Annotated in this window: 20 protein-coding genes and 1 pseudogene; 14 read left to right on the plus strand and 7 right to left on the minus strand. The window is 70.3% G+C overall.

Annotated elements, in window-relative coordinates:
• The first annotated feature begins 37 nt into the window (after window positions 1–37).
• The gene (locus NQZ70_RS19290; RefSeq protein ID WP_129575523.1) at window positions 38–829 is read left to right on the plus strand and encodes a Stp1/IreP family PP2C-type Ser/Thr phosphatase; all 792 of its coding nucleotides are present in this window, start codon (window positions 38–40) and stop codon (window positions 827–829) included.
• Window positions 830–907: 78 nt separating this feature from the next.
• On the opposite strand, the gene NQZ70_RS19295 is transcribed toward NQZ70_RS19290, so the two are convergent.
• The gene (locus tag NQZ70_RS19295) at window positions 908–1,984 is read right to left on the minus strand and encodes an MJ1255/VC2487 family glycosyltransferase (protein WP_129575524.1); all 1,077 of its coding nucleotides are present in this window, start codon (window positions 1,982–1,984) and stop codon (window positions 908–910) included.
• A gap of 105 nt (window positions 1,985–2,089) precedes the next feature.
• On the opposite strand from NQZ70_RS19295, the gene NQZ70_RS19300 reads away from it, so the two are divergent.
• The 6 genes and pseudogenes from NQZ70_RS19300 (at window position 2,090) to NQZ70_RS19325 (ending at window position 12,432) form a co-directional block, all read left to right on the plus strand.
• On the plus strand, window positions 2,090–3,103 hold the full coding sequence (locus tag NQZ70_RS19300) for a hypothetical protein (protein ID WP_129575525.1): 1,014 nt from the start codon (window positions 2,090–2,092) through the stop codon (window positions 3,101–3,103).
• A gap of 1,068 nt (window positions 3,104–4,171) precedes the next feature.
• Window positions 4,172–6,313 (plus strand): annotated as a pseudogene (locus NQZ70_RS19305) (right-handed parallel beta-helix repeat-containing protein); the annotation flags it as partial.
• A gap of 1,157 nt (window positions 6,314–7,470) precedes the next feature.
• Window positions 7,471–8,745: a DUF1566 domain-containing protein gene (locus tag NQZ70_RS19310; protein WP_237245434.1), complete on the plus strand. Its 1,275-nt coding sequence runs from the start codon at window positions 7,471–7,473 to the stop codon at window positions 8,743–8,745.
• A 94-nt stretch (window positions 8,746–8,839) separates the two neighbouring features.
• Window positions 8,840–10,297 (plus strand): YkgJ family cysteine cluster protein, encoded by a 1,458-nt coding sequence (locus NQZ70_RS19315; RefSeq protein ID WP_237245435.1) that lies wholly within the window; start codon window positions 8,840–8,842, stop codon window positions 10,295–10,297.
• Between the two features lie 51 nt (window positions 10,298–10,348).
• A complete protein-coding gene (locus NQZ70_RS19320; protein WP_129575526.1) occupies window positions 10,349–11,380 on the plus strand; it encodes a DUF2169 domain-containing protein in 1,032 nt (343 codons plus the stop codon).
• The gene (locus tag NQZ70_RS19325) at window positions 11,377–12,432 is read left to right on the plus strand and encodes a beta-ketoacyl synthase N-terminal-like domain-containing protein (protein ID WP_272828781.1); all 1,056 of its coding nucleotides are present in this window, start codon (window positions 11,377–11,379) and stop codon (window positions 12,430–12,432) included. The genes NQZ70_RS19320 and NQZ70_RS19325 overlap by 4 nt, the downstream gene beginning before the upstream one ends.
• 215 nt (window positions 12,433–12,647) lie before the next feature.
• Here NQZ70_RS19325 and NQZ70_RS19330 read toward each other — a convergent pair whose 3' ends face one another.
• Window positions 12,648–12,818 carry a hypothetical protein gene (locus NQZ70_RS19330; RefSeq protein ID WP_165374048.1) on the minus strand — a complete coding sequence of 57 codons (171 nt, stop codon included), beginning with the start codon at window positions 12,816–12,818 and terminating at the stop codon, window positions 12,648–12,650.
• A 749-nt stretch (window positions 12,819–13,567) separates the two neighbouring features.
• Window positions 13,568–14,887, minus strand: coding sequence for a peptidylglycine alpha-amidating monooxygenase (locus NQZ70_RS19335; protein ID WP_129575527.1), 1,320 nt, complete (start codon window positions 14,885–14,887; stop codon window positions 13,568–13,570).
• A gap of 1,624 nt (window positions 14,888–16,511) precedes the next feature.
• Between NQZ70_RS19335 and NQZ70_RS19340 the strand changes: the two genes are divergently transcribed.
• On the plus strand, window positions 16,512–17,171 hold the full coding sequence (locus tag NQZ70_RS19340) for a hypothetical protein (protein ID WP_129575529.1): 660 nt from the start codon (window positions 16,512–16,514) through the stop codon (window positions 17,169–17,171).
• Between the two features lie 100 nt (window positions 17,172–17,271).
• Here NQZ70_RS19340 and NQZ70_RS19345 read toward each other — a convergent pair whose 3' ends face one another.
• Window positions 17,272–18,522: a DNRLRE domain-containing protein gene (locus NQZ70_RS19345; RefSeq protein ID WP_165374049.1), complete on the minus strand. Its 1,251-nt coding sequence runs from the start codon at window positions 18,520–18,522 to the stop codon at window positions 17,272–17,274.
• A 629-nt stretch (window positions 18,523–19,151) separates the two neighbouring features.
• Here NQZ70_RS19345 and NQZ70_RS19350 point away from each other — a divergent pair.
• Window positions 19,152–19,613 carry a macro domain-containing protein gene (locus tag NQZ70_RS19350; protein WP_129575531.1) on the plus strand — a complete coding sequence of 154 codons (462 nt, stop codon included), beginning with the start codon at window positions 19,152–19,154 and terminating at the stop codon, window positions 19,611–19,613.
• A 178-nt stretch (window positions 19,614–19,791) separates the two neighbouring features.
• Here NQZ70_RS19350 and NQZ70_RS19355 read toward each other — a convergent pair whose 3' ends face one another.
• The 3 genes from NQZ70_RS19355 to NQZ70_RS19365 form a co-directional block, all read right to left on the minus strand.
• A complete protein-coding gene (locus NQZ70_RS19355; RefSeq protein WP_020735680.1) occupies window positions 19,792–20,022 on the minus strand; it encodes a VF530 family DNA-binding protein in 231 nt (76 codons plus the stop codon).
• Between the two features lie 216 nt (window positions 20,023–20,238).
• Entirely contained in the window at window positions 20,239–20,424 is a 186-nt protein-coding gene (locus tag NQZ70_RS19360; protein ID WP_129575532.1) for a hypothetical protein, read from the minus strand.
• Window positions 20,394–21,434 carry an MBL fold metallo-hydrolase gene (locus tag NQZ70_RS19365; RefSeq protein WP_129575533.1) on the minus strand — a complete coding sequence of 347 codons (1,041 nt, stop codon included), beginning with the start codon at window positions 21,432–21,434 and terminating at the stop codon, window positions 20,394–20,396. Before NQZ70_RS19365 ends, NQZ70_RS19360 begins: the two co-directional genes overlap by 31 nt.
• Before the next feature lie 219 nt (window positions 21,435–21,653).
• Here NQZ70_RS19365 and NQZ70_RS19370 point away from each other — a divergent pair, with 219 nt between their 5' ends.
• The 5 genes from NQZ70_RS19370 to NQZ70_RS19390 all read left to right on the plus strand — a co-directional run bounded on the left by NQZ70_RS19370 (window position 21,654) and on the right by NQZ70_RS19390 (window position 24,215).
• Window positions 21,654–22,355, plus strand: a complete 702-nt coding sequence (locus tag NQZ70_RS19370) for a TetR/AcrR family transcriptional regulator (RefSeq protein ID WP_237245438.1) — start codon at window positions 21,654–21,656, stop codon at window positions 22,353–22,355.
• Window positions 22,356–22,442: 87 nt separating this feature from the next.
• Window positions 22,443–22,826: a DUF6968 family protein gene (locus NQZ70_RS19375; RefSeq protein ID WP_129575535.1), complete on the plus strand. Its 384-nt coding sequence runs from the start codon at window positions 22,443–22,445 to the stop codon at window positions 22,824–22,826.
• Between the two features lie 193 nt (window positions 22,827–23,019).
• Window positions 23,020–23,169, plus strand: a complete 150-nt coding sequence (locus tag NQZ70_RS19380; protein ID WP_207217892.1) for a hypothetical protein — start codon at window positions 23,020–23,022, stop codon at window positions 23,167–23,169.
• A gap of 258 nt (window positions 23,170–23,427) precedes the next feature.
• Entirely contained in the window at window positions 23,428–23,658 is a 231-nt protein-coding gene (locus NQZ70_RS19385) for a transcriptional regulator (RefSeq protein ID WP_237244456.1), read from the plus strand.
• Window positions 23,655–24,215 carry an RNA polymerase sigma factor gene (locus NQZ70_RS19390; protein ID WP_129575124.1) on the plus strand — a complete coding sequence of 187 codons (561 nt, stop codon included), beginning with the start codon at window positions 23,655–23,657 and terminating at the stop codon, window positions 24,213–24,215. The genes NQZ70_RS19385 and NQZ70_RS19390 overlap by 4 nt, the downstream gene beginning before the upstream one ends.
• Window positions 24,216–24,408: the final 193 nt, after the last annotated feature.

Here is a 24,408-nt window from a genome sequence, read left to right on the forward strand (position 1 = left end):
TCCCTGAGAGGCCAAGCGTCGTCTAGACTCGGGGCGAATGCGCGCCATCGCGGCAGGTCTATCGGACGTCGGCAGGGAGCGGATCCACAACGAGGACCGATACATCCTCCTCCCCGAGTTCAACGTCTACGTCGTCGCGGATGGCATGGGCGGGCACGAGGCCGGCGAGGTCGCGAGCCGCATCGCCGCGAGCGCCATCGCCGGCTACTTCCGCGAGGCGAACGGCAAGCGACGCAAGGCGTCGACCGGCGACCGGCTCCGCGCCGCCGTGACCTACGCGAACGCGCGCATCTTCGCGCACGCCGACGACTCGCGGTTCTACCGCGGCATGGGGACCACGGTCGTCGCCGCGGCGTTCTCGCCGCGGGAGCGGAAGTTCTACGTCGCGCACGCCGGCGACAGCCGCTGCTACCTGCTCCGCAACGGCGATATCGCGCAGCTGACCCGCGACCACTCGCTGATCGCGGACGCGCTCCTCGAGCGGCCCGACCTCACCGAGAGCGACCTCGCGTACCTGCCCCGCAACGTGATCACGCGCGCGCTCGGGATCGGCCCCAGCGTCGACGTCGACCTGCGCGCCGAGCGCGTCGAGGCCGGCGACGTGTTCCTCCTCTGCTCCGACGGCCTCCACGGGCTCGTCGACGATCGCGAGATCGCGCGCATCATCGAGGACAACGCCGTGCTCGCCGACGCGTGCTGCAAGCTCATCGACTGCGCCAACGAGAACGGTGGCCGCGACAACATCACCGCCGTCCTCATCCGGATCGAGGAGACCGCCTCGGCGTCCTGGAGCCAACGCCCGAGCGCGAAGAGCCGCAACGCGCGGTAGCGTCCGGCGACGTCGGAGGGGCGAGGAAGGACGACGCCGCACCGCGCCGTCGCGTCGCGCCGCGCCGTCGCGCTGCGCTCAGAGCACGCCGGCGTGCGCGCGATCGAGCAGCCCGTCCATCACCTCGAACAGCCGGCGGTTGCCGTCCTGGGAGTAGCCCGCGAGCTTCTCTTCGCAGCCGGGGATGGCCTTCACGAAGTCCGCGATGACGGCCGGGTCGTCGAGCGAGTCGGCGGCGCGGCCGAACCCCTCGCGCTCGAGGTAGCGGGCGTTGAGCACCTGCTCGAACTGGCGGCCGAGGGGGACGGCGAGCATCGGCTTGCGCAGGTAGACCGCCTCGCCCATCAGCGTGAACCCCCCGCCGGCGATGACGGCGCGGCACGAGGCGAGGTCGTCGATGAAGCCCTCCTCGCTGAACGGGCGGTAGCGCAGGTTCCCCTCGACCTGCTCCTCGGTGATGCTCCGGCGCATCCCGTAGATGCGGCACTCGAGCCCGGTCCTGGCGAGCGTCTCGGCGAGCGCCTCGTTCCCCTCGGCGGTCTGGTAGACGAGCAGGTGCTCCCCGGGGCGGCGGTTCGCGGCGATGATCTCGGGGCGGAGGATCGGCGGCACCAGCGTCGTCTCCTGCTTGCGGACCGGGGGGCGGAAGAACGTGGCGATCACGTAGTGGTGGCAGAACGGCAGCTTGCTCTTCACGAACGCCCGCGTGAGCTGGAAGCCCGCCTCGTGGCCGGCGACGATCTCCGCGTCGTGGGTGCACCGGTTGATGATCTGCATGTTGTCGATCGAGAGGATCGGCAGCCGGTGGAGCTTGGCGTAGAGGTAGGTCCACGACTCGAAGTCGCTGATCGTGAGCTCGGGGCGAAAGTCCTTGATGAGCTCGAAGTACGCGGCGATGTTCTTCGGGATGCCGGTCGCGCCCGAGAGCACGTTGGACCAGAGCGTCTTGCCGCGGCGGACCCGGTTCTCCTCGTAGATCATGTGGAGCCCGTGGATGCGGTTCACGCCCGCGAAGCGCTTCGACAGGAAATCGGTCGCCCGCCCCGACGCCATGATCTCGAGCTCGTGTCCCAGCTCGAGCAGGCGCTCGATCACGACGCGCGAGCGCATGGCGTGCCCCATCCCTTCGCCGACGACGCCGTAGAGGATCTTCATGGCGCGCGAGTGTAGCGGGCGCTGCCCGGGGTTCGAAAGGAAACGGCGGGGCCGGGGCGCGGGCGGCGCTTTCACGCGCGCGGCGCCGCGGCGCGGGCGGCCGGCGTGACGCCGCGCCGCCGGATCTGGAGCGAGCTCCTGCCGCTCGAGGTGGTGCGCGCGCCCGGGACGCTCGCGCTCCTCCGGCGGTACGGGCTGGAGCTCGCGATCGCGGTGCGGCCGGAGACGGCCGCGGGCCTGCCGGATCTCGCGGCGGCGTGCGCGGACGCGGGGGTCGGGGTGGCGGTGTGGCCGATGATCGCGGACGAGGACGGGCGCTGGGCGAGCGCCGGCAACGCGGCGGCGTTCGGCGCGTTCGTCGCGCGGCTGCTCGACGCGCTCGACGCGCGCGGCCTCGCGGCGGCGGAGATAGCGGTCGATCTCGAGCCGCCGATCCAGGACGTGCGCCGGGCGCTCGACGGCGGGCGCGGGGCGATCGCGCTGCTCGGCGGCGGGGTCCGGGGAGCGCGGGCGGGCGCGCGCGACCGGGACGCGCGGTGGCGGGACGCGCAGCGCGCGTATGTGGAGATGGCGGGCGCGATCCACGGCCGCGGGGCGGCGACCTCGGCCGCGATCGTGCCGCTCATCCTGGCCGACGGGCCGGCGGGCGGCTGGGAGCGGATCCTCGGGACGCCCGTGTCGGCGCCGCCGTGGGGGCGGGTCGGCGCGATGCTGTACACGTCGCTGTTCGAGGGCTACTCGCGCGGCGCGCTCGGCCGGGGCGACGCGGTCGCGCTGCTCGCCTGGGCGTGCCGCGCCGCCGCGCGGCGGTTCGGTCCGAGGGCGGGCGTCTCGGTCGGCGCGGTGGGGAGGGGCGCGCTCGGCGACGAGCCGGTCTACCGCTCGGTCGCCGAGCTGCGCGAGGACGTGGCCGTCGCGGTGACGGCCGGCGTGCAGGATCTCGCGCTGTTCGATCTCGGCGGGGTCCTGGCGCGGCCGCCGGCCGAGGCGTGGCTGGAGGCGTTCGTGGCGCCGCCGCGCGAGCCGCGCCTGCCCCGGGCGACGCTGCGGGCGCGCGGCGCGGTGGCGGCCGCCGCGCTCGTGGGGCGCGCGGCCGGCCGCGCGCGCTGGAGCGAATAGTCTCGACCTGGGCACAGTTGCCCGGTGTCAGGCAGCTGTGTCCAAGCACGCCAGCAGCGGCGCCAGACGTTTCTTTCACGCGGCCGCCTCGGCCCGCCGCCGCTGCGCACCCCTCGGGATCGAGGACATGCGCGCCGGTCGATTTCGTTTGACGTCGGCCATGTTAACGTTAACATTTCGCGCTGGGTATTCTCTCGCCTAGCCCTGGATAGGTGCGCCATGCGTACCGGGCCTTTCTCCTCATGCACGTTCACGGTGCCGGTCGTGCTCCTGGCTTCAAGGTGAGGCGCATGCAGGGGAGGAAGCAGCAGTTGGGCTCCGATGGGATGACATAGCAAGGCGCACTTGCCGCCTGGATGGAAGACGATTCGAGAATTTCAAGGGCGAATCGCCACGCTGACCTCAGGTGACGGAAAATTCCTTACGCGATCCGCCTCCCTCCTGGAAAAGGGACGCTGCATCAACAACGCATTCATGCATCGAAGGGGCCGCCTTCACGCCACGGCCGGTGGGAGCTGGTCCAACGCGGCGCGGCTTGGCCCTCGGCAGGGATGCAGCGCCTATCGCCGCGCGGCGTGCCGGCGCACATGCTCGGTTGGCGTCTCCGCTTCGCGACGCCTGCTTCGCGACGTCTGCTTCGCGACGCACCGCTCCTTCGCGAGGCCCTAGCAACGCTCGCGGCAGCATCGCCGCGGGTCGATCCCTTGCTGAGTTGACGTGATCTGGAGGCAGCGCGGTGCTTCGCGTCGGCGGCTGGATCACCTTACGTTCGAGGCAATAATCATGCGTGAGAGTCTCGATTCCAACGTTCGTCACGTCAAGCTGCTGGTCGCCGCATCGCTCACGGCGTTCGCTGGGTTGGCGGCTTGTTCATCGGACGGAACGAGCCCCAACCTGGCTGGCGGTGACAGCTCGGCTGGCGGCAGCGCAACCGGCGGAGCCGACGCCACTGCGGGAGCCGGAGGAGCGGCAGAGGCCGGGGGCGGCGGCAGCGCCGGCGCGATGGCCGGTGGCGGAGCGGGCGGCGGCGGCGAGGTTCCAGACGAGACCGGGACGCGGCAAGCGGCGTACTACGTGTCGCCCTCCGGCAGCGACGACAATCCAGGCACGGCCAGCGCGCCGTTCAAGACGGTCACCAGGGCGCGCGACGTCGTCCGCACCGTCAACGCCGACATGACCGGCGACATCTACGTTTACCTCCGAGCTGGCACGTACAGCCTCACCGACGCCATCGCCTTCACGCCGTCGGACTCGGGCACGAATGGCCACCGCATCTACTATCAGGCTTACCCCGGGGAAAAGCCCGTTTTGAACGGCGCGACGCAGGTGACCGGATGGACGCCGGACACAGGCAATATCTACAAGGCCAAGCTGAACCGAACGACGAAGCTGCGCAACCTGTACGTGAACGATGCTCGTGCCCTGATGACGAGCAAGCGGGTCACGTCGCGCGGAGGGGTCGGGACGTACAGAGTGACGGCCGGGCAGCAGAGCTGGGCTTGGGCGAGCGGCAGCGGCAGTGATGGCGCCAAGTACGACCTCGACGCGGTACCGGCCATCGCCAGCAATATGGACGATCTCGAGATCGTGAACGGCACCACGTGGAACGAGAATATCGTTTGCGTTCGCGATGTCACCACGACGCAAGACAACTTCCGCGCGCTGCTCTTTCAGCAGCCCTACGGCGCCATCGCGCAAACCCCGGGTTGGAATTCGGGGTTTAGCGTGTCTGGTACTCACACGATCTACAACGCGCGCGAGTTCTTGAGCTCGCCCGGTCAGTTCTATTTCGACAAGACGACCGGCACCCTCTACTACTACCCGCGGCAGGGCGAAGACATGGCTCGAGTCGACGTGCAGGCGCCGATCGCAGAGAAGCTGATCGACATCGCCGGCGACTCCACCGCCAGCCGCGTCGAAAACATCACCTTTCAGGGCATCACCTTCGCCAACACCGACTACAACCTGTACAGCGTGGGCGAGTCGCGCGGCAAAGCGACGGTACAGGGCGCCACCATCTACGTCGCTTACGGCGACGGCAACTGGCACAACAGCAAGTACGAAATCACCGACACGCTGCCCGGGATGATCACGGTCAACAACGCCGACTCGATCGACTTCGTCGGGAACGTGGTGAAGCACAGCGGCAATGAAGGGATCTCCTTCATCAACGACGTCGTAAATTCCACCATCGTTGGCAACTACATCACCGACATCGCCGGCAGCGGCATCACGGTCGGCCACCCGCAGCACCTGTACGTGGGCGACACCGGCCCGCACCAGAAGTTCGGCCCGGGGGTCGAAGGCATCTGTAAGAACGACACCATCAGCAACAACCTGCTGTACGACGTGAGCTCACTGCCCGGTTTCGGCGGCCATTCGGGCATCACCGCGTTCTTCGTCGATGGCCTGAAGATCACCTACAACCAGATCCAAAAGACGGCCTACAACGGCATCAACCTGGGGTGGGGATGGCGGAACTTCCCCGACTCGACCACCTGTAAAGACAACGCGATCAACAACAATCGATTCATCGATACGTTGAGCAGGCTGCACGACAGCGGCGCGGTCTACACGCTAGGTCAGATGCCGGGCACGACCATCAACGAAAACTACGTCAAGGGCATTCCGCCCGCGACGAGCGGCCCCACGTACGGCCTGCACAACGACGAGGGCAGCGCGTACATCACGCAGAACGACAACGTGCTCGACATCGATCCCGGCGTAAAATACACGATCAACTGCGAGGATTTCGGGGCCAAGCACCACCTCACTATCCTGAGGACGTACGCCACGGTGAACAAGATGGGCATCAACCCGCCCGATAGCAGGATCGACCCGCCGGTCGCGGTGCCGGACAACATGTGGCCGGCGGCGCAATACGAAATTTGCCTCAGCTCCGGCGTCCAGGAAGAGCACCGGGGCATCATCCCCAGCAGCCTGCTCGCGGTTCAAGACTACGTGTTCCCGGCGAGCGCCTCGGTGGCGTCTGGCACCAAGACAATCAAGATCAGGAGCACCGGCGCGGCGGCCAACACCGTGTGGCTCGCGCCGGCCGGCACCGGCACGTTCACGGAGGGCGCGACGATGACGAAGGCGGCGGGGGACGCTACGTCCATCGCCGTGCCGGCCAGCGCCGGAACGTACAAGCTGCATGTCGTCGATGCGCAGGGCGAAAAGCTCGGTGAATCGGCGGCGCAGCTGCGGGTGCGCTGACGTGCCGCGGTGAGCGCTGCAGCAGCGGGGGCGTGGTCTTCGGGGACGAAGTCCGCTGCCGCCATCATCGACTGCCGCAGTTTGCTCACTCAACAATCGATGCGTGGTGCTTCGCCATCGCGCCAAGCGACGGCAACAGGGCTGACGCCACCGTCTGGCCGCCACCTCATCCCGAGCCGAACCAGGGCGGCCGCCAAGCGGACGCCGGGGTGCGGGGCGTCGCGGATCCCCGAGGAAACAAGGCTGGTTTCGCCCGCGCGGAGGTGCCGCGAAGCGGTGCAGAAAGTCCGGCCATCCCTGGCCGGACTTCTGGCGGCCGGGACTAGCCGTGATGTGCCTTGCCCTGGCCGCGGTAGCGCTTCCAGTGATGTCGCTTGTTCTTGTTCTTCGGCCTGCTGTTGCTGGAGCTGCCGATGGACGTCTTCTTGCTCGAGAGCGGCATGCGCGCTCCATGGCGCCTGGATGGAGCGAGCGAAAGTGGGCCCTGGCGATCGCGGCGATCCCGAGGGCGACGACCCATGAACGAGCTCGCCTGGAGCGCGCTGTCCGCAGCGGCGCAGGAGAACGGCTTCGGGGCAGAGGCCGGCCGGTCCTCACGAGTCGCCTGCCGGCCGCGATCGAGGTGCGATGAATTCCTTTCGTTCTTGACCGGGTCGCTCGAGCACCTCGGATTCAATCACCAGAAGCTCGAGCCACCCGCGCTTTGCCGGCTGGTTGAAGATTTGCCAGCGCACGAGAGCGCGCGCCCGTCCTGTCGCGCGTGCAGCGTCGGTGGGCCTGCGGAAGGCGCGCCGGTCCTGCGACCCCGCGCAGCGCAGATGTGTTGGGGCGTGATCGGTGAGAAACGAGGTCTTCTTTCGGTGCGCACATTGACCTTGGTGGCGCGGCGTGTGATAGGTTGGTGCGGTTCGAGCTTGTTTGTCTCTTGTGTACCGGCGCTGCGCCTACGAGGCCCGTCCCCGATCCCGTGATGGGAGAGAATTTGAACCACAGAGGCACAGAGGGCACAGAGGGAAGAGAAGAGAGAGAAAGAGACTTTTTTACTTATCTCTTCCCTCTGTACCCTCTGTGCCTCTGTGGTTTTTCTCTCTCTCATGACCCAGGAGTGAGCTCCACCGACGCGGCGCCGGCTTGACTTGACGGAGGTGCCTGTGAATCGAAGCAAGCGGTGGGTCTTTCACGCGACCCTGGCGATGTCCAGCACGGCCGCGCGCGCCGGCAGGGGAACGGCGCTCTGCCTGGCGCTCGCGGCCGCGGCGTGCTCCACCGGCGGGGACGCCGGCGGGAGCGTGGATGCCGGCGATCGCGGCGACGCGCTCACCGAGAGCGCCGCATCGGGGACGGGCGGCGCCCTGGCGACCGGGGGCGCCCCGGAGACGGGCGGCGGGGCCGGTGACGCGGGGACCGCCGCGAGCAGCGGGGCCGGCGGTGCGGAGACCACCGCGGGCGGCGGCGCGCCGGGCGACGGGGGAGCGACGGGCGCGGGCGGCGGAGCGCCCGACACCTGCGGCAAGGCCGCGGCCTGCGGCTCGCACAAGTGGGCGTGCTGGCCGATGCCCAATCCGGCGGGCAGCGGCCTGCCCAACCCCGCGAGCCACACCGATCTCGGGGGCGGCGTGGTGCGCGACGACGTGACGTGCCTCGAGTGGCAGCAGAGCCCTCCCTCCGAGGCGTACACGTGGGAACAGGCGATCCGCTATTGCGACGAGCTGACGCTCGGCGGGTCCTCGGACTGGCGCCTTCCAACCCGCATCGAGATGACGTCGATCGTGGACTTCACCCAGAGCCCGGCCATCGACAAGACCGCATTCCCGGGGGCGAGGGGAGGCTTCCACAAGACGTCGTCCGACTGGATCCTCACGATCCGGCAGGCCGGCGCCGGCGCCGGGCGCGATTATGCGTGGGCCTTCAACCTGAGCGACGGGATCGTCAGCAACGCAACCTCCAAGGCCACCGCGGCGAGCCTGCGCTGCGTGCGAGGCAACGGGGAAGGGGAGGCGCCGAGCAGCCCGGCCGTGGCTCCGCCCGACCAGTACACCGTCGTGTCGCCCGGCGAGGTGATGGACAATTACACGGGCCTCGTCTGGCAGCAGGGCTATTCGCCGACCACGATGACGTGGGCCGAGGCGGAGAGCTACTGCGCGACGCTCGATCTCAACGATCGCGCCTGGCGCCTGCCGAGCATCCGGGAGCTCGCGACCCTGGTCGATGAAGCCCAGGTGGCGCCGTCGATCCATCGGACGATGTTCCCGGACACGCAGTACGGCGCCCGCAGCAATGACTGGTACTGGGCCTCGCACACGGCCGTGAGGAACGCTCCGGCGGCCTGGGCGCTCAACTTCGACGATGGCTTCACCGGGTTCAACGCCGGCGAAAGCGGCAAGTGGAACCACTTCACGGCCGCATGGGTGAAGTGCGTGCGCTGAGGGGCCCGCACGGTCGCGGGCAGGCAGGGCGAGGCGGGGCCCGCCTGCCTCGTTTCGGTGGCGCGCGGCCGCCGGCGTCGGTTAGCGTGCTCGGGTGAGCCCGAACACGCTGCCGGCGCGCCCTCGCCTCGCCGCCCACGTGCTCGTGCGGCGCCACCTCGTCGGCGAGGAGGAGCGGATCATCCTGCACGACGTCCGCTCCGGGCAGCTGCTCCAGCTCGGCGCGCGGGAGTGGGTCCTGCTCTCCGCGGCCGACGGGACGCGCGACGTCGAGGGCATCGTGATCGCGGCGGCCCGCGAGGGCGCGCACGCGCGCGCTCCCGCGGCGCACGCGTTCCTCGCGCAGCTCCACGCCGCGGGCCTGCTCGAGGCCGAGGCCGCCGGCGAGGGCGCGGCGCGCTGGGAGCCGGCGGCGGGGGCGAGGCCCGCGCGCGCGCCGGAGGAGCGCGACGGCCGCGAGCGCCCGCTGGAGGTGCTGCCCGATTTCGGCCTGCACTGCGACGGCCGCGGGAGCTGCTGCCGGATCTACGCCTCGATCCTCTTCGACCCCGAGGAGGCGGCGCGGGCGCGGGCGCTGCGGCCCGACGTCCTGAGCGGCGGCGCCCGGCACGAGCGGGCCTTCACGCCCGAGCGCGGGACGTGGCCGTGCGCGGCCTCGGTGGTGGCGATGCGGGACGGCCGGTGCGCCTACCTCGAGGGCGAGGGGCGCTGCTCGCTCCACGCGATCGGCGGGCCCGAGGCGAAGCCGCTCGGGTGCCGGACCTTCCCGGCCAGCTTCGTCGACGACGGCGAGTCGGTGCGGGTCTCGGTCGCCGCGGAGTGCGCCTGCGTGCTGGCCAGCGCGGGCCGCCCCGGCGGCGCCCCGCTGCTCGATCCGCGGCTGCGGGTGCGGGGCGACCTGGACGAGCGCATCGACGTGGCGGAGCTGCCGGATCGCGCGCCGATCTCGCCCGGCGCGACCGCGTCGCGGGCGGAGCTCGTCGCGTGGTCGCGGCGGCTCGCCGCGGCGGCGCCGCCGCCCGACGTGGCCGCGGGCCTCTTCGCGCTCGCCGCCGCGGTCGAGGCCGAGGGGCTCACGGGCGGCGCCGTCGCGCGCTTCGAGCGGCCCGACCCGCTGGATCCGGCGGCGCTCGGGCCGTGGCTCGCCGCGCTGCACGGGCGCGCGGCGCGGCGGGCGCGCGAGGACGCCGGCTGGAGGAGCGAGCGGGATCTCGCCCGGCGCGCCGCGCAGTGGATCGCGGCCGCGACCCTCGCGCTGGCCGAGCCCGACCTGCTCGCCGCGCTGCTCGCGGCCCCCGTGCCCGCCCCGGAGCGGGAGCGCTTCTACCTGCGCGCGGCGCTGCACGGCCATCGGCTGATCGGCGCGCTGCCGCTCTCGCTCGCGCTGCGCGATCGCGCGGCGCGGCTCGTCGTGGCCCGGGCGCTGCCGGTCGTCGTCGCCGCGGCGGGCGACGACGACCCCGCCTGCGCCGAGCCGATCGCGCTCGTCGAGGCGATGCTGCGCGGCCACGGCCTCGAGGCCTACGCCGCCGAGGTGGCCGGGGCGCGGTGATCGCGCCGCCGGAGAGACACGGCCGCCGATCTTGTCGATAATGCGCCCGCGATGGACCAGCCCCCGCTCGACAACAAGACGGACTTCGCCGCGCACCCGCAGCTCCTCGTCGATCGGGACGGCGAGAAGCTGGTGGCGATCGTCAAGGCGAGCTTCGAGCTCCAGGAGGACGGCGCCTTCGAGCTCTCGCCGCCCGAGCGCGCGCGGGGGGTCCGCCTCGCCGATCTGCCCTGGGAGGAGGACAAGCCGGAGAGCGTCGCCTATCCGGCGGACGTGTGCCTGTTCAAGCCGGCCACCGACGTGATCTTCGTGGCCCGGGCGTACGCGCCGAACGGCAGGGCGGCGCCGTCCTTCGACGTGCGCGTCGAGGTCGGCCCGCTCCGGAAGTCGCTTGTCGTGTTCGGCAGGCGGCTCTGGGTCGACAAGGGCGCCGGCCTCACCGCGCCTTCGCCGATCGAGCAGATCGACATGCGCTACGACCACGCCTGGGGCGGGCGGGACGACGAGGATCCCGCGGCGATCGTCGAGGAGCCGCGCAACCCGATCGGCATGGGCGTCACGGGCGCGCCGGCCTCGCTCACGCATCAGCCCGCGCCGAACATCGAGGACCCCGCGTTCCCGATCCGGACCGCGAAGACCGCGCCGCCGCCCGCGGGGATCGGGGTCGTGGGCCGGCACTGGGAGCCGCGCCGCCGGTACGCCGGGACCTACGACGCGACGTGGCGGGAGCTCCGCGCGCCGCTCCTGCCCGAGGACTTCGACCCTCGCTACAACCTCTGCGCCTCGCCGGACCTCATCGCGGATCCTCCGCTCGCGGGCGGCGAGCCGGTGCGGACGCTCAACCTGACGCCCGAGGGGGCGCTCAGCTTCGAGCTGCCGCGGGTGCAGGTGGAGATCGAGTTCCAGGTGAAGGACCGCGCGCCGGCCGCGTTCGCGCCGCACCTCGACACGGTGCTGATCGATCTCTATGCGACCGGCCCGCAGAAGCCGGTGGCGGTCGAGATGGTCTGGCGCGCGCACGTCAAGGCGCCGCGGCGGATGAAGGACGCGCGCGTCGTCGTGCGCGAGCGGGGGCGCGCGTGAGGCCGGTCGCCGTCATGGTGGCCGCGGGCGCGGTCACGCCGATCGGGCTGCGGTCGATCGACACGGCGTTCTCGCACCGCGCCGCGGCCGCCGCGATGCGCGAGGCGCCGCTCGTGGACGGGAGCGGCGAGCCGATCACGATGTGCTTCCTCCCGACGCTCGATCCGCTCGTCACGGGGGCGCAGCGCGCCGCCCTGCTCGCGGCGCGGGCGCTCGGCGAGGCGCTCGAGAAGCTCGGCCCCGCGGCGCGGGGGCTGCGGATGCAGATGACGCTGTGCCTGGACGAGCACCTCGGGCAGCGGCCGCCGGGGGGCGAGGCGCCGGCGCAGCGGCTCGGCGCCGAGCTCGCGGCGCGCGGCCAGGCGCACGCGCCGGAGCTCGCGGTGAAGGTCTCGACGCGCGGGGCCGCGGCGGCGGGGTTCGCGCTGCCGGAGCTGTGCGACGCGCTCGGGCGGGGGGCGATCGACGCGGCGCTGCTCGGCGGCGTGCACACCGACTACGATCCCGCGCGCATCGCCGCGCTCGACGCCGCGGGGCGGATCTTCCGGCCGGACAACCTCGACGCGCTGATCCCGGGGGAGTGCGCGGCGTTCGTGGTGCTCATGCGCCCCGAGGTCGCGCGTCGCGCCCAGCTCCGCGACCTGGGGCAGATCGTCGGCGTGGCCACCGCGCACGAGCGGGCCCGCCCGGACAACGACGAATCGGCGTTCCAGGCCGCGGGCCTCACCGCCGCGCTCCGCTCGGCGCTCGCGCCGCTGTCCGAGCGCGGGCTGCGCGCCGGCTGGATGCTCACCGACCTGACGTTCGAGACGTTCCGCCATTTCGAGCTCCAGGCGGCCTCGGTGCGCACACAGCACCTCTTCTGCGATCCGCAGCAGGTGGAGAGCCCGGCGCAGCGGATAGGCTATCTCGGCGCCGCGGCGATTCCGCTGCACCTATCTATCGCGTCGGAGGCGTTCGCGCGCGGGTTCGCGCCGCACCCGTGCGCGGTCTCGCTGGCCGGGAGCGACGGCGGGGAGCGCGCGGTGGTGGCGGTGGCGGCGCCGGGGTGAGGGCGAGAGCGGCGGGGCGAGCTGCTCGCAGCTCATCGCCAACCTCCGAGCGCGCTGGGGAGCCCCCGCGACGTCGGCGGCGCAGCCCGGCTACGACAACGCGGAGCGTACCAGTCGCATGACCAACCATACCCCGCCGCTACCCGATTACCTCGGGCCACGCAGGCGATATCGATGACGCGGAGCTGAGCCCGATGGTTGAGCAGACACGCAACTCAAGCGAGCTGAGCGCGGTAGCCCGTGAGCTGCTGGAGCGGCTCGACCTGGGCCGCCTCGTGACGTGGACCGTTCCGCGCGACGAGCTGCAGCACGAGCTCGCCGCCATGGGATGGCCGTGCTCCGAGGCGGTGATCCTGGCAGAAGAGACAGTGGGCGGGTTCATCCATCCTCCGAACGGCGTCTCCGGCGTCCACGCGTCGCTTAGATATCTGCGCGGGGAGGTGCCATGGCTACGCGACGACCTGCAGAGCTATGTAAGCGCTGCGCGAAGCGCCGTAGCCCCCAACGTCGGTCAGCTGATGCAGGATGGGCGCGATGGAACCGGCCCGGTCAGCTCGTCGCGCGCTGCTCTTCCGCGGGAAGCGCTTACGTCTGTTCGCCGAGCCGCTGGAGTGCCGCGCGCGGTACCCGGCGGACCCCGCGTGACGAAACCGACAGGGAGGGACGCTGCTCGACGACCTGGTCGGGGGGAAGTCTGCCCTGAGGTGCGTGCGCCGGCCATCACGACGCGCCGCGAACCGCGACGGCGGCCGTTTGGACGAGCTCAGTAGGGTACAGCTATACGGTAGGATGCCTTCCGCTTGGTGCTACGTCGCGGTAATCCCAGGCGTTTCAGGCGTGGAAGGCCTGCCTGATCGCATAAGGCCCGTTCTCTCAATGAGCTCGTACAGTCGGACTGCACGAGTCAGGAACGGCTCCGAGAATCTTGACTTTGCGGAACGCGTTTGCTTGTCCTATCCGCTCGCTGAAAGCGAAGCGATCGACGCGGCCGTTCGGGGTGGCGCGCGGATCGAAGAGACCCTCGAAGGCGCCCGGCGGCGAGCGCGGTGCTCCTGTTCGCCAGGCTTACGAGCGCTCTCACCGAACGGCGCGCGCCTCCGCTTGGGCACAGGCCGCGCGTCTTGCACGAGCTGGTCTATTTTGTCGTCACACAGGACACGTCTTCCGTCGGAGAAGTCAAGTCCCCCACCTTTAACTCTAGCTCTTGAGACGGATAGTACATCACGAAATTATAACACATCTCATCCTGCGTCCGCTCCCCGAATTCCACGGCACTGTTGCCCGGGTTGTCCCACGCGCAACGCGTCCTCACGGTGTCGCCGCCTCGAAGGATGGTATCGTTATCGTACCAGATCTGGTTGTCGAAGTTCCACGGATCGGCGAGCCCCAGGTTGCTCGGCTCGCTGCCGTCCGTGGGCACCGTGTTGCTCGACAGGTGCTTGCCGAGGATGTGCATGTGCGGCATAACACTGATTACCGAAATCGCCCCCATGTCCCGCGGGAACTGGTAATCGCAGCTCACGTCGAGCGAGCCGTGAGGCGGGATGTTGATGTCTTCCGTGCCGAGCGCGAAGATGCCGGCGTCGTTGGGGCGGAGCTCCGTCGTCGTGCAGACGTCGAAGCCGGTGCTGTCTTGCTGCCCGTCGAGGCCCTTGATGTTGCTGTAGTGCACCTGGATTGTGAAGTGTGCCGTGCCTTCCAGCGGGAAGCCCGCCTCTAGCGGCAGCTCCGTGGCCTTGCCGCCGGGCGCCCAGACGGCCAAAAGAGGCCCCATGATGTCGCCCCCATTGCACGGCGTGGGCGTCGAGGGAGACGCCTCATCCGCCTTGAAGAGCAGGATATGGTGTACAATGGTGCTGTTGTCGATGCGGGGCACGACCCCGACGAGGTGTCGTTTCTGGCCGATCTCTACGTCGACGCCATAACACATATACTGGTCCTGGACGTCCTTCGGCATGACGTAAGGCGCGGACGGCGCTAGCAGGACATCCGGTGTGCAGCTCAGGGTCGGAGGGTCGATGGTTCCGCCGCCGCCCGGGTCGACGCACGTGTCTTTACCGGCCGGCATGCCGGCGGCGATCCATTGATCGAAGATCGCGAGCTCCGCGGCGGTCAGGCGCTCGGTTGGGGGCGGAGGCATGGGGCGCGCGGCGTCGCGGGCGCGTGCGGCGACGAGCTCGTAGACCTTCTTGTTGGGATCGCTCACCGCGGGCGCGACCAGATCGCTCCGGTCGACCAGCGGGAACGGCGCGCCGAACTTCGGGGACGCCCCGTGACAGGTCTGGCACTTCGTGGAGAGGATCTTGTCGACGTCGCACGGCAGCGCTTCCGCGTTGCCGTTCTCCGGACCGGAGCCGGATGAGCCGCTGCTGCCCTTCTCGTCGTCGCTGCACGCGACGACCACGAGAGCGGATAGGAAGGACAGCGCCGAGAACAAATGACGACTACGATTCATGCGAGCTCCTCGGGGAAAAGTGCGACCTGAATCGGCGTTCGAGGGTATCGAGCGCTGATCTGCAGCTTTTTGAAAGGGCGGTCGAAGACCGAGATTCCGAAAGACGCCGTCGAATTGGGTGGAAGAAGAACGCGCGCCGCGAGCCCCCGAGAACAGCGGGAGACTTGGCGCGTGAGAGCACCGGCGACCCAGGTCTACGGACGGGCCGGCGACCTGGCGTCGGTGCTCCTTCGGTGAGTGCCCGCCCGCTCTGAGATCGTTCAACGGTGCGCTCACGCGGAAGGTATCGAGGCGCTCGCGCGCCAGGAGGCGCGGTGCCGTCTGGTCAAAGCTCGGCTGCGGACTAGGGTCGCGCGCGGGGATCCATCTACGGGGCGCGCCCGAGCCCGCTACTGAGGCTCAGCGGCGTGCTCGGGCCGAACGCGCCGTGGCGCGCCGCCGTCGTGGTGTACGGCCGCGGAGGCGTTGCGGCGGCGAAGGCAGCCCACGACGCCCCGAAGCGGAAGAGGCGCAAGGGCAAGGAGAAGGAGGACGGCAACGCGGCGGCGATCCTCGTCGATGGGGGCGCGAGGCGTGACGAGGTGCCCGAGGAGGGCGACGTGCCGCGCTCGATCCCAGGCAGGACCAGCCTCGGCAGCGGCGTGGTGCAGGTCGTCGGCGCGCGTATCGACTGGGCCCGTTTGCTTCGCCGCGTGTACCTCGAAAATGTCCTCGCCTGCCCTTGTGGCGGTCGGCGTCGGGTGATCGCGGACCTTCACGATCCCGAGGTGGTGACCGCTATCTTGGTCCACCTGGGGCTGCCCGCGCCGGCTGGCCCAGGTACGCGAGCGGCGAGCGCCGAGGCCGCCATCGCCCCCGCACAGACCGTCCAGGCGCCGGCGCGGGCCGGCCTCTCCGCCCCCGTCGCGGCGGAGGTCGAGGCCCCCGAAAGGGCCCGGTTGGGCCCGCGTTGGGCCAAGCCGACCGCGAGGGGGTCCGAGCCCCAAGCTGAACCCATCGAAATCGTTGAGCTTATTCCCGAGCGCTCCTCCGTACCCGGGAAGTCCTTGGGCCTCGTCGCTGGTGCGGCCGAGCGGACGGCGGATACTTCAACAGTATCAAGAGCTTCACGGGACACAGGGAACTGGGTCCTTTTATGGTGTGCCCCAGCGCGGTACCAACCTGCCGCCTTCGGAGCTTCAGCGTCCATCACGGCGGGGGGCAGCGGCGCTCCGGCCGGCGCATGTACGGAACGGCGCCGAGGCGAGGTAAGGGCGAAGCGCCGCTCGTATCGGGTGACTGAAGATTCTTCTATGCGCTATCCGACAGCCCCCTGGAACGGCCCTGCTCGCGCGCCGACGGCGCAGTGGCTCGGGCGGCCAGGGCTCCGTCTCCAGCTCGATGGCGAAGCGCCTCGAGGTACGCCCTCGAGCTCGAGCGCGCCCTCGTAGGCGGGCAGCCCGCGCGCTTCCAGCAGGGCCCGCAGCGCGTCGGGCGACGTGGTTAGCTGGGGGCATTCTCACGCGCTCCGACGCGTCCGGTTGCACGGCCACGGTCGGCAGGTGCGGGAACCAGCAGGGTCGACGTTGCGGACGACGCGTTCCCATCATGCCTAGCCGTCGCCCGCGGTGGTAACGTGGGCGACATGGGTCACGCACGCCGCTTCGTCGCCGCAGCCCTGATCCCCGCGGCCGCCGCGGTCGCCGCGGCGTGCGGCGCGCCGGTCGAAGGCCCCCAGGGCTCCTCGCAGACCGCGGGCTCGAGCGGGAGGGGCGCCGGCGGCGTGAGCACCGGCAGCACAGAGGCCGGTGGCGCGGGCGCCGAAGGTACGGGGGCTGCGGGCGCTGGGGTCGGCGGAGCTGGGGCCGGCGGCAGCTGCATCCCCTTCTCCGAACCGCCGGGAGCCGAGTGTTCGCCGAGCCTGCAGTGCAAGAGCACAGCGATGTCGTGCGTGTGCAGCGGCACGGACACGCTCTGCTCCTCGTCCCAGACCGGTCAGAAGAACGACGTGCACCCGCCAAAATCCCTCCCACCCGAGGGAGGCTGCTGCGACACCGAGGGCCTGGTCTGCGGCTACGAGACTTGTGGGCCGATCTGCCGGTGCACGAACGGCGCGTGGTCGTGCCAGGCGCCCGACGTCTGCCCGCCGTTCGAGTGCCCGGCCGATCCCTCGCAGCTCGACGGCCAGCACTGCGAACAGTTCCTTGGGCAGGTCTGCGCTCGATGCTCCCCGCCCTGGAGCTGCACCTGCGAGCTCCAGCCGACGGGGGCTGCCCTGTGGGAGTGCGTCGAGATCCCGTGCTGAGCGGCCGCTCCGGCGGCGATAGGGGCCGGGATCGGCGCGCCGATCAGGCATCTCGACATCGCCCGGGGCCGCTGCGCGATCGCGCCCCGGCGCGGCCCCGCTACTCGGCCGGCGTGAAGCAAACCTCGAGCTTCGGCCGGAGGGCGACGTTCGCATGTTCGCTCGACCGGATGTCGGTCCGGGCGTTCACGTCCTGCAGCGCGACGCCGTAGTTCGGCTGGGATCCATCCACCCAGGCCTGGACGAGGGGCGTCACGCTGGCGCTCACGGAGGCGTCCGCCTCGGCGACCGTGGTGAGCACGGCCTCCACGGCCGGGGTGTACCCGGGGAAGTTGCCGGCGTGGACGGTCGACTCCTGCCAGGGGCCGTTCACGCGGTGCACCTCGATGGTGCTGGCGCTCGCCTTCCACGGGTGGGACAGCGTGAGGACCGCGGATTCGATGTTGGATCCCGCCGGGATGAACGACAGATCGAACGCCAGCACGCCCGCCTTCACGTCCGCCGGCAGCGTCGTCGTGACGAGATACGGGTAATCGCCGTATGGCCACGAGATCCCGGGCTGGATATACGTATCCTGCACGCTCCCGTAGGTGCCGCGCTGCACGATGACGCACTGGGGCTCGACCTCGCAGGCGTCGCCGATGCCGTCGCCGTCGACGTCGGCCTGGGAGGGGTTGGGCTGCGCCGGGCAGTTGTCGCACAGGTCCGGGACCCCATCCTCGTCCGTATCGAAATGGACGGGGACCACGGTGACGTGATCGAGGAACGTCCCCATGCCGTTCGAGAAGCCCACATCGTTGAACTGGAGGCGGGTCGTCGCGCCGGAGGCGATGACGGTAAGGGTATAATAGATCCAGTTTTGGTTGCTGGTCGTGAGGAAGGCGACCACTCCGCCGTCCCATACGACGTCGAGCGCGTGCTCGTCCGGACCGCCCCATTGCGTGGACGCGGCGAAGGCGAACCGAAGCTCGTACACCGCTCCCGGGATGGTCGTGAGATCCTGGTAGATGCCGCTCGACATCGAGGAGTCCAGCTCGACGTTCTGGTAACCGTGCGCGGCGAGCCCGCCGACCGTGCGGTCGCGGAGCTCGATCTCGCCATAGGCAGGCCGCCAGCCGGGAACCGCGGTCGGCGACGACGTAATCCACACCCCGCCAATCGGCAGATCCGGTAATTCGAAGCTGCCGTTCGTGACGATGTCGCCGGAGGGCAGCGCCTCGCAGGCGACGAGAGACGCTGCGCCCTCGCCGACGGCTTCATCGCTATCGTCGTGCGGCTCGGCTGCCGCCATGCAGCTCGAGATCATCCAGGCGAACGCGAACACAGAGATCGACGGATGGACGGTTCTCATGGGAGAGCTCCTCGTTGCGGTGCCGGCATGGCGGAGCCTCGCTGTGCGGCGAGCCGCCGCCGGCTGTGGATTCACGGTCATAAGCATTTCTTGGAGCTGCCAGCCGCAGCGCCGTCTCGTTCTATCATGAAATGCGCGCACGGGTCATCGTATCCCCAGCAGTCGGCACCACGTCGCCGAAGCCCGCCCCGGGGAACCGGGGCGACGATGGGTCGCAGCCCTCGGGAGCGATGGTCCGCGCCGGGGCGGCGCTCGGTCTGGTCGCGGCGGGGCTCGGGGCCCGGGCCGCCTCCTCATCCCCGAGGGTGACGGCGCGAGTAAGCGTCTCGGCGAGCGAGGCGACCACGGCGTCCCGAGGCGACGGATCGACCATCGCGAACGAGCAAGCTCGGACCGAACGTCGAGCCCGCCGCTCGCGTGGGCTCGCTCCCGGAGCCTTGCCGCTCGTCAGCACGCCGCGCGCTGGAGCGAGCACGGCGGGCTCGTACGGGGGGCGCCGGTGCGGGACGTACCGGACGGGCCGGATCGGCGCGCTCGAGGTGGCGGGGGCGTAGGCGGCGCCTCGCCTCACCTTCGCGGGCCCGTCGGCATCTCACGAAGCTGACCGCGGAAGTGCTAGGGTGCCCCGCGTGCCGACGATCTTCACCAAGGGCGATCTCCTCAACACCCCGGATCTTCACGCGTACGCGCACGGCGTTTGCTGCGTAGGCAAGATGGACACGGGCATCTCCGTGACGTTCAAGAAGCGCTGGCCGGGCCTGCTCCCGGCGTTCGAGCAGCGGAGCGCCGAGCGGAAGCTCCAGCTCGGGGAGGCCTTCGTCTGGAGCGAGGGCGACGACACGGTGTACAGCCTCGCGATCCAGGAGAACGAGACGAAGAGGCCCTCGCTCGCCGCGCTCGAGCGCGCGCTCGCCGCGATGGTGACGCACGCCGCCGGGGCGGGGATCGCGCGGATCGGCGTGCCGCGCGTGGGCGCCGGCAAGACCGGCCTCGAATGGCTGCGCGTCAAGAGCATCCTCGTGAAGGTCGCCAACGACAAGCCGGTCACGCTCGTGGTCTACGAGCAGTTCGTGCGCGCCCCGGGCGCCTGACTCCAGCGTTGGCCGCCGTGGCGGTCGGAGGGCCTGGTCGTCCCAGGGCGATGCTTGACAGGGCGGGGGGCCATCGGATCAGGCGTGGTGCGTCACGGGCGCGCCGCCCGGCTCGCGGTGAACACGACACCGCGCCGCTCCCGGATCCCGGTGCTCGGCGTGCGATCGAGCGGGCCGGTCACGGGCTGGGCTTGGCTTTATCCCGCACGTAGAGCGCCTCCACCTGCTGTCGGGCCCACGGGGTCCGTCGCAGGAATTGCAGGCTCGATTTGATGCTGGGATCGTACTTGAAGCAGCGAATGTCGATCATGCGTCCGAGCTGCTCCCAGCCGTGCTGCGCGACCAGGTGCTCGAGGATCATCTGGAGCGTGACGCCGTGAAGAGGATTGTTGGGCTGGGGCTGAGTCATAGCGATGCTCGGGGGGCGACGGCCCCGGAGGGCCAGCGTGAGCCCACGGTGTAGCACGTCGCGCGGCGGGCCGACGAACCCACGCCGCCTGCGCGCCCACGCCGCCCGTGCACGCCGAGGAGCGAGGTTCTGTTCCCGGCGTTTGGCCTGCCCATGGAGCTGCCGGCGTAGGGCGCGAAGATTTCTCGAGCGACCGATGATATCTCCGCGGGCGGGCTACTCGCCGACCTCGGCCGAATAGCGGCCGGCCGTCGTGCCGGGGCGGTCCGTCGTGAAGGCGACGCGGCGGCCGCCGTGGCTGCTGACGTAGGTCAGGTTCGCCGCCGGCGCGATGAGCCGAGGCCTCAGGGGCTCGCGCGACAGGTCGACCGTCAGCGCGCGCCGGCGACGGCGCGCCACCACGGGGTCGGCGCGTCGACGTGCTCGGGCTCGAAGGCCGCGCCGATCTGCGGCGTCACGACGCGCGCGCCGCGCTCGGCCGCCAGGGAGAGCAACGTCTCGGCCGGCTCGTCCCAGTCGTGGAGGGCGAGGTTGAAGGTGCCCCAGTGGACCGGAAGGAGCGTGCCGCCGCCGAGCATCTGGTGCGCGATCAGCGCGTTCTCGGGGCCGAGGTGGATCGCCCCCCACGCGGGGTGGTACGCGCCGACCTCGAGCATCACCAGGTCGAAGGGGCCGTGTCTCCGGCCGATGTCCGCGAGCTCGGGGAACAGCCCGGTGTCGCCGGAGAAGAAGACCTTGCGCCGCTCTGCCTCGATGACCCAGGAGGCCCAGAGCGTCTTGTTGCCGCTCGTCGGCCCGCGACCCGAGAAGTGCTGCGATGGCGTCGCGGTGAAGCGAACGCCGCCCACCTCCGCGCCCTCGTGCCAGTCGAGCTCGGTGATCCGCGCGGGGTCGACGCCGAGCGCCTCGAGGTGCGCGCCCACGCCGAGCGCCGTGACGATGGGGACGCGCGTGCGGGCCAGCGCCTCGATGGTGGGGGCGCAGAGGTGATCGAAGTGGTCGTGCGACAGCAGGACGGCGTCGAGCGGCGGCAGCTCCTCGAGCGCCGCCGGAACGGGGTGAAAGCGCATCGGGCCCGCGAACGCGACGGGGGAGGCGCGCTCGCCGAACACCGGATCCGTGAGGACGCGGCGGCCGTCGATCTCGATCAGCACGGTGCTGTGGCCGAGCCACGTGACCCGCAGGCCGGTCGCGCTCCGCCGCGCCCAGGTCTCGTGAGGCCGCGCGAGGGGCAGCGGCCCGGGCGGCGTCCGCCGGCCGCGACCGAAGAAGTACTCGCCGATCACGGGCAACGTCGAGCCGTTCATGCCGGGGCCGGCGCCCGACGGGTTCTGGAACCGGCCGCCCTTGAACTGCGCGGAAGCGCGCGCCCGCTCGATCCGGAGCCCCTTGCGACGCTGGGAATCATTCATGAATGGCTGACCTCCTGCCGGGCGCGGCGCCTGGCGAGCCAGAGTCCGACCGCGATGGTGACCAGAGCGGCGCCCGCGCCGAACCGCGCTGAAGAGAGGGCGTCGCCCAGGGCGTCGAAGACCCGCTGACCGCACGAGGCGGACGGCCGAACGGGCGCACCGGACGATGTTTACAACTAGAGCTCAGTTTGTCAAGTTTGACATTGACAATCGAAGCGTTTGCTGTCTACTTTGCTCATCGTGAGCGAAGCGAGCTCCACGGACAGGCCCGCCGACGACGTGCGCCGCCGCAAGCTGATGGACGCGGCGATGACGGTGTTCCTGCGCTTCGGTTTCCGGAAGACGTCGATGGACGAGGTCGCGCGGGCCGCGAACGTCTCGCGACAGGGCCTCTACCTGCACTTCGCCACGAAGGAGGAGCTCTTTCGCGCGTCGGTGGCGTACTTCCTCGATACCGCGCTCGCCGCCGCCGCGGCCGCCCTCGCGGACGCGGAGCGCCCCCTGGAGGAGCGGCTCGTGGTCGCGTTCGACACGTGGGTGGGCCGGTTCGTGGGCGCGCTCGGGTCCGACGCGGCGGATCTCCCCGCCGCCACGAAGGAGCTCGTCGGCCCCATGGTCGACGAGCGTGAGGGGCAGTTCGTCGAGGCCGTGGAGGAGGCCCTGCGCGCCTCCGGGCTGGTGGCCGCCTACGCGCCCGCGGGCGTCACCGCGCGCCAGCTCGCGGATACCTTGTACGCCGCTGCGCGCGGCCTGAAGTACGGCGCCGCGACGCGCGAGACCTTCGTCGAGGGCATGTCCGTCGCCGTGCGGGTGGTGTGCCTGCCGCAGCGGAACGACCGAGAGGAGCGGGCGAAGCCAAGGCCGCCGGGCGTTCGCGCCGAGGGCGGCCGGCCGCGCAAGGCGCGCGGCACGACACGATGACGTGCGGCGAGAGATGTTTTGTCGTTTCGCGTGCCCCAGGAGGCTCAAGAAGCAGTGCTGGTCCGCCGCGAATCAGGGCGGACGGGAATGGACGAACTTCTGCGCCAACAACTTCCGCTGACGCCAGCGCTGCCCTATCTGCCGGGCATGCACGATGGAAACGTGGTAGCCTCAAGGCATCTGGACTTCACGCCGAATGATGGGAGCTTCACGCGCAAGGTTCGCATACTGCTCAGTAGACCACACAGTCCCGTTCATCGAGAGAACGAATGGATCGTTGACATCGAGATTGAGGAGTCGTTCAAGGCTCCGGTTCTCGACTACGCGATTGGCTCCGATCCGTTTCAGGCGCTGTTCCTGGCGATGTGCAAGGTGGGCGACCTGCTCAAGCCGTGGCGCGACGCGGGTGAGCTCAAATGGGGCGACAGCGCCGACCTTGGTCTGCCGTCACTGAACCACCCGACGGTGTAACCCTGCTTGCCCGCTCAGCAATCCGCGCCATGAACGCCGACCGGGCGGTAGGCTGCATGCTGTCGGCTCCGTGCAAGCGGTGTCAGCCACGCGGCCCGGGGTGGTGGAACACCCGCGGGCCGCACTATTTCGTGGACGAAGCCCAGCGATGAGAGCCGTTCATCTGGCCAAACTTGGCCAGGCTCACTCAACCTTGGCCACTACCGTCGAGAGCCTCCCCGGAGAATTGAAATTCAACCCTGAGGTCGTCGAGAGCCTCCCCGGAGAATTGAAATTCAACCCTGAGGTCGTCGAGAGCCTCCCCGGAGAATTGAAATTCAACCCTGAGGTTGTCGAGAGGTAATGGTCAGTTTTGACCCGCAGTGGTCAACATTGCCCGATGACCGTGGCGACTAGGGATCTCGCCGCGTAGGGTCGGCCGCCAGGAAGTGCAGCCCGCGGGTGTTACGAGCACCCCGGGCTGCGTGGCCGAACCCCGATCACGCGAGGTCCGACGATGCAGTTGTACCTGATCCCATCCGATGGTGGGCAAGGCGAAGGTGCGCCCGCGCGCCGCCGCCGTCCCCGTTCCCCCGCGCTCCGCCTGACTGAGGCGGAGCGCATGCGGCTCCGCGCCGCGGTCCGCTCCCTGCGTTCGCTCTACGGCACCTGGGCATGCCTCGCCGAGGTGATGGGCGTCAGCGCCGGAACGCTCCAGCAGCTCGCCAGCGGCAACGGCGGGTCGCACGCGATGGCCCTGCGCGCCGCGAAGGCCGCGGGGGTGAGCCTCGACCAGATCCTCGGCCGGCCCGTCGTCGCCGGCAGGTGCCCGACATGCGGGAGGGCCGGGTGACGAAGCGGCGGAAGGGAGCTCGCCGCCCGCCTGCCGCACGACATCCCCGGAAGAAGCCGACGATGGAGGCGATCCTGGCCGAACGCGGGATCGTGCTCGCCACGCTCGCGGGCATCCCGAAGCGCGACCGCGCCGACGTCGAGCAGCAGGTGCTCCTCGGCGCGTGGCGCTCCGTGAAGCGAGGCAAGTACCGGCCCGACCCGAGGGACAAGCCGCGCGACGCGCTCCGGAAGTGGCTGCACGGCATCGCCTGGCGGCAGGCCGCGCACTACTTCGACAGCGCGTGGACGCGCCGCGCCGTCTTGCACGCGGAGCCGCTCGGCCTGCTGCGCGAACACACCGGCCCGAGCCTTGAGGCACAGCTCCAGGCGCGCGAAACGCTGGAGGCGCTCGCGCACCTGCCGGACTGGCAGCGGGAGATCCTGCTCGCCGTGGACCTTCCGGAGTCGCTCGTCGCGTACGCGCGGTCCCGCGGCATGCACCCCGGCACAGCGGCGAGCCGGCTCAGGATCGCCCGCGAAGCGCTGGCGCTGAAGCTTCGGCGGTGGCGCCGATGAGCAAGCCAGGCGCTATATACTCGAAACTACAGCACAATGTAGCTGTTAGCAGAAACTAACAAGTGAGCATTGCTGCTCAAAACTAGATAGGGCATGATGCCCCAGGCAGCGCCGGGCGTGTCGCGATCGCTTGACGGTCGGAGCGACGCGTGTGTAGGGTGCATCCGGCAACTGACGTCGCCCAGGTAGCGGA

Origin of the sequence: Sorangium sp. So ce836 (genome assembly GCF_028553905.1) — a bacterium.
GTDB lineage: Bacteria > Myxococcota_A > Polyangia > Polyangiales > Polyangiaceae > Sorangium > Sorangium cellulosum_D.